The organism is Thermodesulfovibrionales bacterium, from assembly GCA_035686305.1.
Classification (GTDB): Bacteria; Nitrospirota; Thermodesulfovibrionia; order Thermodesulfovibrionales; family UBA9159; genus DASRZP01.
This window is the reverse complement of the sequence record DASRZP010000090.1, coordinates 1-7,207: the sequence shown is the minus strand read 5'-3', so window position 1 is coordinate 7,207 and position 7,207 is coordinate 1. Positions and strand designations below refer to the sequence as shown.

8 protein-coding genes are annotated in these 7,207 nt (G+C 52.1%); 7 read left to right on the top strand and 1 reads right to left on the bottom strand.

Annotated features, from left to right (window positions below; genetic code table 11):
• The coding region (lon, locus tag VFG09_10480; protein HET6515575.1) for an endopeptidase La at positions 1–1,988 on the bottom strand (1,988 nt) is incomplete at its 3' end.
• A gap of 62 nt (positions 1,989–2,050) precedes the next feature.
• Between lon and VFG09_10475 the strand changes: the two genes are divergently transcribed.
• The 7 genes from VFG09_10475 (at position 2,051) to VFG09_10445 (ending at position 6,990) form a co-directional block, all read left to right on the top strand.
• Positions 2,051–2,392 carry a YtxH domain-containing protein gene (locus VFG09_10475; protein HET6515574.1) on the top strand — a complete coding sequence of 114 codons (342 nt, stop codon included), beginning with the start codon at positions 2,051–2,053 and terminating at the stop codon, positions 2,390–2,392.
• A gap of 18 nt (positions 2,393–2,410) precedes the next feature.
• Positions 2,411–4,774, top strand: coding sequence for an endonuclease MutS2 (locus VFG09_10470; GenBank protein ID HET6515573.1), 2,364 nt, complete (start codon positions 2,411–2,413; stop codon positions 4,772–4,774).
• A 133-nt stretch (positions 4,775–4,907) separates the two neighbouring features.
• Complete coding sequence (locus VFG09_10465; protein ID HET6515572.1) at positions 4,908–5,300, top strand: metalloregulator ArsR/SmtB family transcription factor; 393 nt, start codon at positions 4,908–4,910, stop codon at positions 5,298–5,300.
• Positions 5,293–5,523, top strand: coding sequence for a DsrE family protein (locus tag VFG09_10460; protein ID HET6515571.1), 231 nt, complete (start codon positions 5,293–5,295; stop codon positions 5,521–5,523). The genes VFG09_10465 and VFG09_10460 overlap by 8 nt, the downstream gene beginning before the upstream one ends.
• Positions 5,524–5,658: 135 nt before the next feature.
• Positions 5,659–6,012, top strand: a complete 354-nt coding sequence (locus VFG09_10455) for a DsrE family protein (protein ID HET6515570.1) — start codon at positions 5,659–5,661, stop codon at positions 6,010–6,012.
• A 13-nt stretch (positions 6,013–6,025) separates the two neighbouring features.
• Positions 6,026–6,313, top strand: a complete 288-nt coding sequence (locus VFG09_10450) for a DsrH/TusB family sulfur metabolism protein (GenBank protein ID HET6515569.1) — start codon at positions 6,026–6,028, stop codon at positions 6,311–6,313.
• 23 nt (positions 6,314–6,336) lie between these two features.
• Positions 6,337–6,990 carry a hypothetical protein gene (locus VFG09_10445; GenBank protein HET6515568.1) on the top strand — a complete coding sequence of 218 codons (654 nt, stop codon included), beginning with the start codon at positions 6,337–6,339 and terminating at the stop codon, positions 6,988–6,990.
• Positions 6,991–7,207: the final 217 nt, after the last annotated feature.

Here is a 7,207-nt window from a genome sequence, read left to right as displayed (position 1 = left end):
TCAGGAAGGCTCTCGATATCCACCCTGTTCTTGAGGGGAAGGATCACTTCCCTCACCCCGGCACGTCTCGCAGCAAGGACCTTTTCCTTGATCCCTCCTACGGGGAGGAGCCTGCCGCTGAGCGTCAGTTCCCCTGAGACTGCCACATCCTTTCTGACAGGCTGCCCTTTCAGAAGGGAGAGAAGGGCGACGGCAATCGTGGCTCCTGCTGAAGGCCCATCTTTCTGAATCGCCCCTGCAGGGACGTGGACATGGATATCGTGGTTATCAAAAAAGTCATCGGGGATGTTAAAGGAGGAGGCGCTGCTCCTGATATAGCTCAATGCCGTCTGTGCTGACTCCCGCATTACATTCCCGAGAGAACCGGTGAGGATAAGTTCCTTGTTCCCTTTCATCTTCGCCGCCTCAACAAAAATAATGTCTCCTCCCACCTCTGTCCACACGAGACCGGTCACAACGCCGGTTTGACTCCTTTCTTCCGCAACCTCAAAGTAATATCTTCTTGGCCCAAGGTATTTCTCTACGAGGTCTGATGTCAGCTTTATCTCCTCTGTCTTTCCCGTATGTTGGACGGACTGCATCGCCACCTTGCGGCATATGGCAGCGATCTCTCGTTCGAGGTTTCTCACCCCGGCCTCACGGGTATGTTCCTGAATGATCTTTGAAACAGCCTCTTCCGTGAATTCCGGCGGACAGTCTGAGAGGCCCTGTCCCTGAATCTGTTTCGGGACGAGGTACTGCAGGGCGATCTTGATTTTTTCATCATCCGTATACCCCGAAAACTCGACCACCTCCATACGGTCTCTGAGGGGTCCCTGGATGTTATCAGCCACGTTCGCCGTAGCGATGAAGAGAACGCCCGAAAGGTCAAAGGGGACATCGACGTAATGATCGATAAAAGCGCGGTTTTGTTCGGGATCGAGTATTTCGAGCAGCGCCGAGGCTGAGTCGCCCTTGAAGTCCTGTCCTATCTTGTCGACCTCATCGAGCATGAGAACAGGATTCATGACCCCCAAACGACGGATCTCCTCGATGATGCGTCCGGGCATCGCACCGGCATAGGTCCTTCTGTGGCCTCTGATCTCGGCCTCGTCCCTGATCCCGCCGAGGGAGATTCTCGCAAAGGTTCTCCCAAAGGCGCCGGCAATGGACCTTCCGAGGGAGGTCTTCCCCGTCCCCGGAGGACCTGCGAAACAGAGGACCGATCCCTTTGCGGAAAAAGGGGATGTCCTTTTCTCAAGGGCTTGCCTGAGGACCGATCGCACTTGGTCCAGTTTGAAAGGTTTCGTAATATAGTGGAAGGCACCTTTCTTCATGGCCTCAACGGCAGAATCGACTGTTGCATGGGCCGTGATCATGATAATCTTCGTATCGGGGTATCTAAGCCTCACCTTTTCAAGGAGATCGATCCCGTTCATCGCCTCCATACGAAGGTCCGTCAGGACAATATCGAAGTCAGAATGCACCATCTTGTCCATCGCCTCGGCGCCGTCAGCAGCCGTCACCACCGAATAATCCTCTTTCTTGAGTATATGGTCCAGGTTCTTCCTGGCGACCTCTTCATCGTCCACTACCAGGATCCTCGGCTTCTTGTTCCTGATCAATATTCTTACCGCGAGATGCTCCAGGATCCTCTCCTTGATCCTGTTCAGGCCAAAATGGCGTTCGTTCAGAATTCTTTCGGCCCTGGTGAGGTCGAGATTATCCTCTGTCTTATGGTTCCAGGGAAGGCTCAGAAGATACTCGATATACATCAGCCCTATCGCATATTCAGCGGCAGAGGGGCTGATCTTTGACAGGGTATCGATTTCCCTCTCGGCGATTTCCTGGACATGGTGAGGAATATTTGCCGAGATGATCGTCTCCCTCAGTTCCTCTATCGTCGCGGTCTGGAGTCTCTTATCGGCATTCCTGAAGATATTCATATCTTTCAAGTCTATAACCCTTGCGTGCCTTTTGGCAAGCGTCAACCTCCTCCGTTTCAACATTTGACTCCGAACGTCATTCTTGCTACAGTTTAAGTAAAAAGAGAGATCGAAAGGAGACGACTATGAAGGATAGTTCATCAAAGATCGCCGGAGCATTCCTGATAGGCGGCATTCTTGGCGCGGGAATAGCCCTTCTCTATGCGCCTCAGTCGGGCCGGGAGACGAGAAAGGATATATCGAGGAAAGCGAAGCGGATAAAGAATGACGCCGTCGAGTTGGTTGAGGACACGATCCAGAGCGTCAACGAATTTGTAGGCGATGTAAGAGACAAGGCGTCGGAGATTCTCGAAAAGGGGGTGGAGTTATCGGAGAGCGCCAAGAAGGAGCTTGTGAAGTCGCTGGAACAGGGACAGAAGGTCATAGAAAAACAGAGGAACAGGATCATCGAGGGACTGGGCCTTTAGATCCGGCGATCTCCCCCGATGATCACGGAGAACGCCCTCTATCTCCTCGAGTTTCCGAAACTCCTCAGGATCATCTCCGCCTTTTCGAACAGCGAAGCCTCGCAGAAGGCTGTTGCAGAGATCCGTCCCCTCTATGACAGGGGAGAGATAGAGAAAAGGCTCGGGCTCCTTCGTGAGATACGGATGATGTCCCATGAAGGCGCTCCCCTCAAACTGTCACGCTTCTCCGATATATCAACCCTCCTTGCGAAGATAAGGCCGCAAGGCGCCGTCGCGGATTCCGTGGAGCTTGCCGGCCTGACACCCTTTCTCAATATCCTCTCCGGGGTTTCACTCCAGCTGGAGAAGAGGGATGACCTCATTTTCCTCAAAGATCTCACCTGTGACCTGACAGGCTTTCCCGATATACTCTGGACTCTCGAAAGGTCCATCGACAGTGAAGGCAATATCCTTGACAGCGCATCGTCCACGCTCTCCGAGTTGAGGGCAGATGTGAGACGGCTCAAAGGGAGGATCACGAAGCGACTCGAAGAGATGATGAGGGACGAAGGTCTCTCTGTTTTTCTCCAAGACAGCTATGTTACTGAAAGGTCCGGCAGATGGGTCATCCCCGTCAGGATGGACTCAAAGGGACAGGTACCCGGCGTTGTCCATGATGTTTCAAGATCAGGTGAGACTGCCTTTATCGAACCCCTCGCCATCATCGGACTTTCGAACGAACTCGAGAACCTCATCGCAGAACAGAAGGCTGAGGAGATCCGCATCCTCCGGGAGATCTCCTCTAAGATAAGGGGCGTGGCAGACCTCATAGAGGCCCAGTATAAGACCCTGGTTTACCTTGACCTCCTGAACTGCATCGCGCGGTTTTCCGACGAACTCAGGATGGAGGAACCGCAGATAGACGATTCCGGTTCGATCCGTCTTAGGGGAGCGCGGCACCCCCTCCTTATGCTCACGCTTAGAAAATCGGGAAGGGGCGATGACGTGGTGCCACTCGACGTATCTCTGGGCGGTGATGACAGGGTCATGGTGATAACGGGCTCAAATGCGGGGGGAAAGACCATAGCCATCAAGACGATCAGCCTCCTTCTCCTCATGGCCCTGTCCGGCATGCCCGTGCCTGCAGACTCTGCAACCTGCTTCCCCCTTGTCCATGATCTCCTCGTCGACATCGGCGACGAGCAATCGATTGAGAACAGCCTTTCCACCTTCTCGGCCCATGTGTCAAATATCTCGGATATCCTGAAGAAGGCCGATTCGAAGTCCCTCGTCCTCATCGATGAACTCGGCACCGGCACAGACCCCGATGAAGGGGCTGCCCTCGCCTGTGCTGTTTTAAAGGAGATAAGAGACAGAGGGGCCTTGCTCTTTGCCACCACACACCTGACGGACATTAAAGGTTTTGTTCACAGGACAGAGGGCATGATCAATGCCTCCATGGAATTCGACCACAGGTCCCTCACCCCTCTTTACCGGTTACGGGTGGGAGAGCCTGGCCAGTCTCATGCCCTCGAGATAGCAAAGAGGTACGGCCTGCCCGAGAGAATCATCGATTCGGCGAAGGGTATGCTCGGCGGGATCAAAGTGGAATTCGACAACCTCATTGCCGACCTCAATGCAAAGAGGGCAGAGTATGAAAGGGCCCTTCATGAACTCCGGAAAGAGAGGAGTGGGATAGAAGAGAAGACAAGGCTCCTTGAAGAGAGACTTTCCGAAACGGAGAAGAGAGAGAAAGAGGTGATTGCGAAGGCGTACCGGGAAGCTTCGGATATCATCGCCGAGACAAAGAGACGGATGAACGCCTTCCTCGATGACCTGAAGAAGAAGGACAAGGAAAGCCGTCGTGAGGTCGTAAAGAAGATTGTTGCAGAGCAGGAAGAGGCAGCTCGGAAGCTCCGGGCATATGATATGGATTATGCAATTCCGTCGGTGGCTGAACTCCATGTGGGCGACCAGGTCTTTGTCAGATCCCTCGGACGTGACGCAACAGTACTTGAAGCCTATGAGGATCGGAACCGCTTGAGGGTGAGGGCTGGAAGTATGGAAGTCGAGGTCCCTCTTTCGGACGTGGGAGCAAGAAGAGGCAAAGCTCTGTCCCCCCTCACCCCTCCTTCAAAATCCGCCGTGCCAGGAGAGGAAGTTTCTTCACGCCTGAATCTTATTGGACTGCGCGTTGATGAGGCGCTCTCGAGGCTCGAGCCCTTTCTCAACCATGCATCCCTTGCCGGCCTTACCGAAGTGACCGTCATCCACGGCTTCGGCACCGGGGCCCTGTCGAGGGCTGTATGCGAACACCTTACCGGACATCCCCTTGTAAAGCACTTCAGGAAAGGGGAGCCGCCGGAAGGCGGGGCCGGCGTCACAGTCGTGACATTGATATGATCCTATCAGGGGAAATTCACCCTTGAGTTTTCAATGAAGTCACCAAACTCACAGATTTTTTCTTGACAAACAATTCTCGTATTCTTATATTTGAATATAAGAATACGAGAATATAAGAAAGGGAGAGACTATTATGATTTCTGTCTTTGAAAGAACCGCTGCTGAAAAAATTGAGCTGCTCAAAGTAATCGCACACCCTACACGCATAAAACTTCTCGAAGAACTCACGCAGGGCGTAAAATGCGTCAGTGATTTGGAAGAATACCTCGAAGTAAGCCAGCCAAATGTATCGCAGCATCTTTCGCTGCTCAGGAGATACGGCATCATCGATTACTACGTTGACGGAAGACTGAAATGTTATTACCTCGTTGATCCAATGATTCCAGACCTTCTCGAAGTTCTGAAAAAGTCATATTCAGAGGAATTGCCTGCGCCTGCCTGTTGTCCTGTAACGAAAAAGGGGAAATACCCTGGAGCGAGAAAGCTGGCTGCAAAGCATGCCGTAAAGGAGGAGAGAAATGGGTAAAACGATGACGATGTATCTTTCTACGTCGCCGTACTCGTATGAAAACACGCTAACGACTATACGGATTGCCGAATCTGCATTAAACAAAGGGCATGCCGTCAATCTCATCGCATCTGCCGATGGTGTCTACTGCTTCCTGAAGGGCCAGAAGGCAAAGGGGATCACAAATGCGGAGGAAGAGTTCTCGCGCCTGATTCGGAAAGGGCTCAAGGTGTACCTCTGAGGAGGCTGCGTGAACTTTCGCCGTGCGGCGAAAGACGATTACCTTCAAGGAACAGAACAGGGTTCGCTCAAGGGATTATTTAAGACGATGGGCGAGAGCGATATCTGGCTCAATATCGGTGCGTAGGAGGAGAACATGGAGCATATTGCGATGATTTTAAGGAAGCCCCCGTATGGCGATATCAATGCTGCCGAGGCTGTCAGGCATGCCCTTGGGGCAGCTGTTGGAGATATGAAAGTTTCGCTTCTCCTGATTGACGGCGGTGTCCAGCTCGCGAGAAGAGGCCAGGATGATACCGGAACAGGCTTTACGAACCTTGAGTCAACCCTGAAGGACTGCAAAGAAATGGGCGTTGGGGTCTTTGCAGATCATCTGTCCCTTATCGATCATAACCTCAAGAAGGAGGATCTCGTGGAAGGCGTAGAAGTAACAAATGAATCCGATATTGTAGCGATACTCAGGAAGGCTGATACAACAATGATCTTTTAACAGGGAGGTCACCATGGTCGTGATCATAAAGAGTGGTCCTGACACACCCGAAGGAACGCGTGCAGCGAAACTCGCACGTGATATGTCTGCCGACATCGTTCTTTTGCAGAACGGCGTGTATTTTATGCAGAAGTCGTATCTTGAGGATCTTGGTTTCATCGGAACAGCGTTTGTGCTATCAGATGACCGTAAACTTCGGGGTCTCAGTGAAATCAGCTCTGAGCTGAGAATGAAAGAGATAACATATGACGACCTCACCGATCTGATGACTGCCGGCGACAAAGTTCTTGGCATGTTCTAAACAATATAGAAAAGGGGCGTAACATGGCGAAGATAGTTGTTTTGGGGGGCTCTTTCGGCGGGCTTACTGCTGACGCATCGCTTTATGCGTACAGAGGCTTTTGGAGGCAGCCGTCAATGATGCCTGACAATGCGATGGTGCTGACCAGACTGATACTCTCTTATCCCAAGCTGTCGGAATACGGTGCAAGCCTTCAGGGACGAGCGCTGGATGGGGTCTTAAGTCTTGCAACAGGCCATTATGATTCAACGGAAGACAAAAGCGGTATGAACCCCATGATCCCGAATTCTCAGACGAGGTTTCTTGTAGGCTATCAGCGTCAGGTATGGGAAGATTTTACAATAGGAGCTCAGTACTATGGAGAGTATATGCATGATTACACGGAATATAAGAAGAACCTGCCGCCAGGGTTCCCCCAGGAAAGGAGACTCCGTGACCTTGTTTCGATACGGCTTACGCAGCTCCTCGTGCACCAGACTCTGAAACTCTCATGGTTCTTATTCTGGGGCCCCTCAGTCGGTGATTACCTTTTGAACCCTGAGATCAAATACAACTTTTCCGATCATGTCTGGCCAGCGCTTGGAGGAATGGTCTTCGGCGGTGGTAAATCATGGACTCAATTCGGCCAGCTTCAAAAAAATGACAATGTTTATCTCCAGGTGAGATATGAGTTCTGACGTCGCTTCTGAAACTCCGTCATCGTCTCAGACAGATTTTGATCACGAATCAAGAAACTTCACCTTCATCTCAACCGGCTGCTTCTGGGGGCCGCTGCAAACCGCGGCAGCGTAGCCGACGGGTACCACAGCCATGAACTCCCCTTTCGGCTCCCCCAGGAAGTGGAGCACGTCGTCCTTGATGAGAAAAAGGATCCCCAGCCAGACAGCGCCGAGT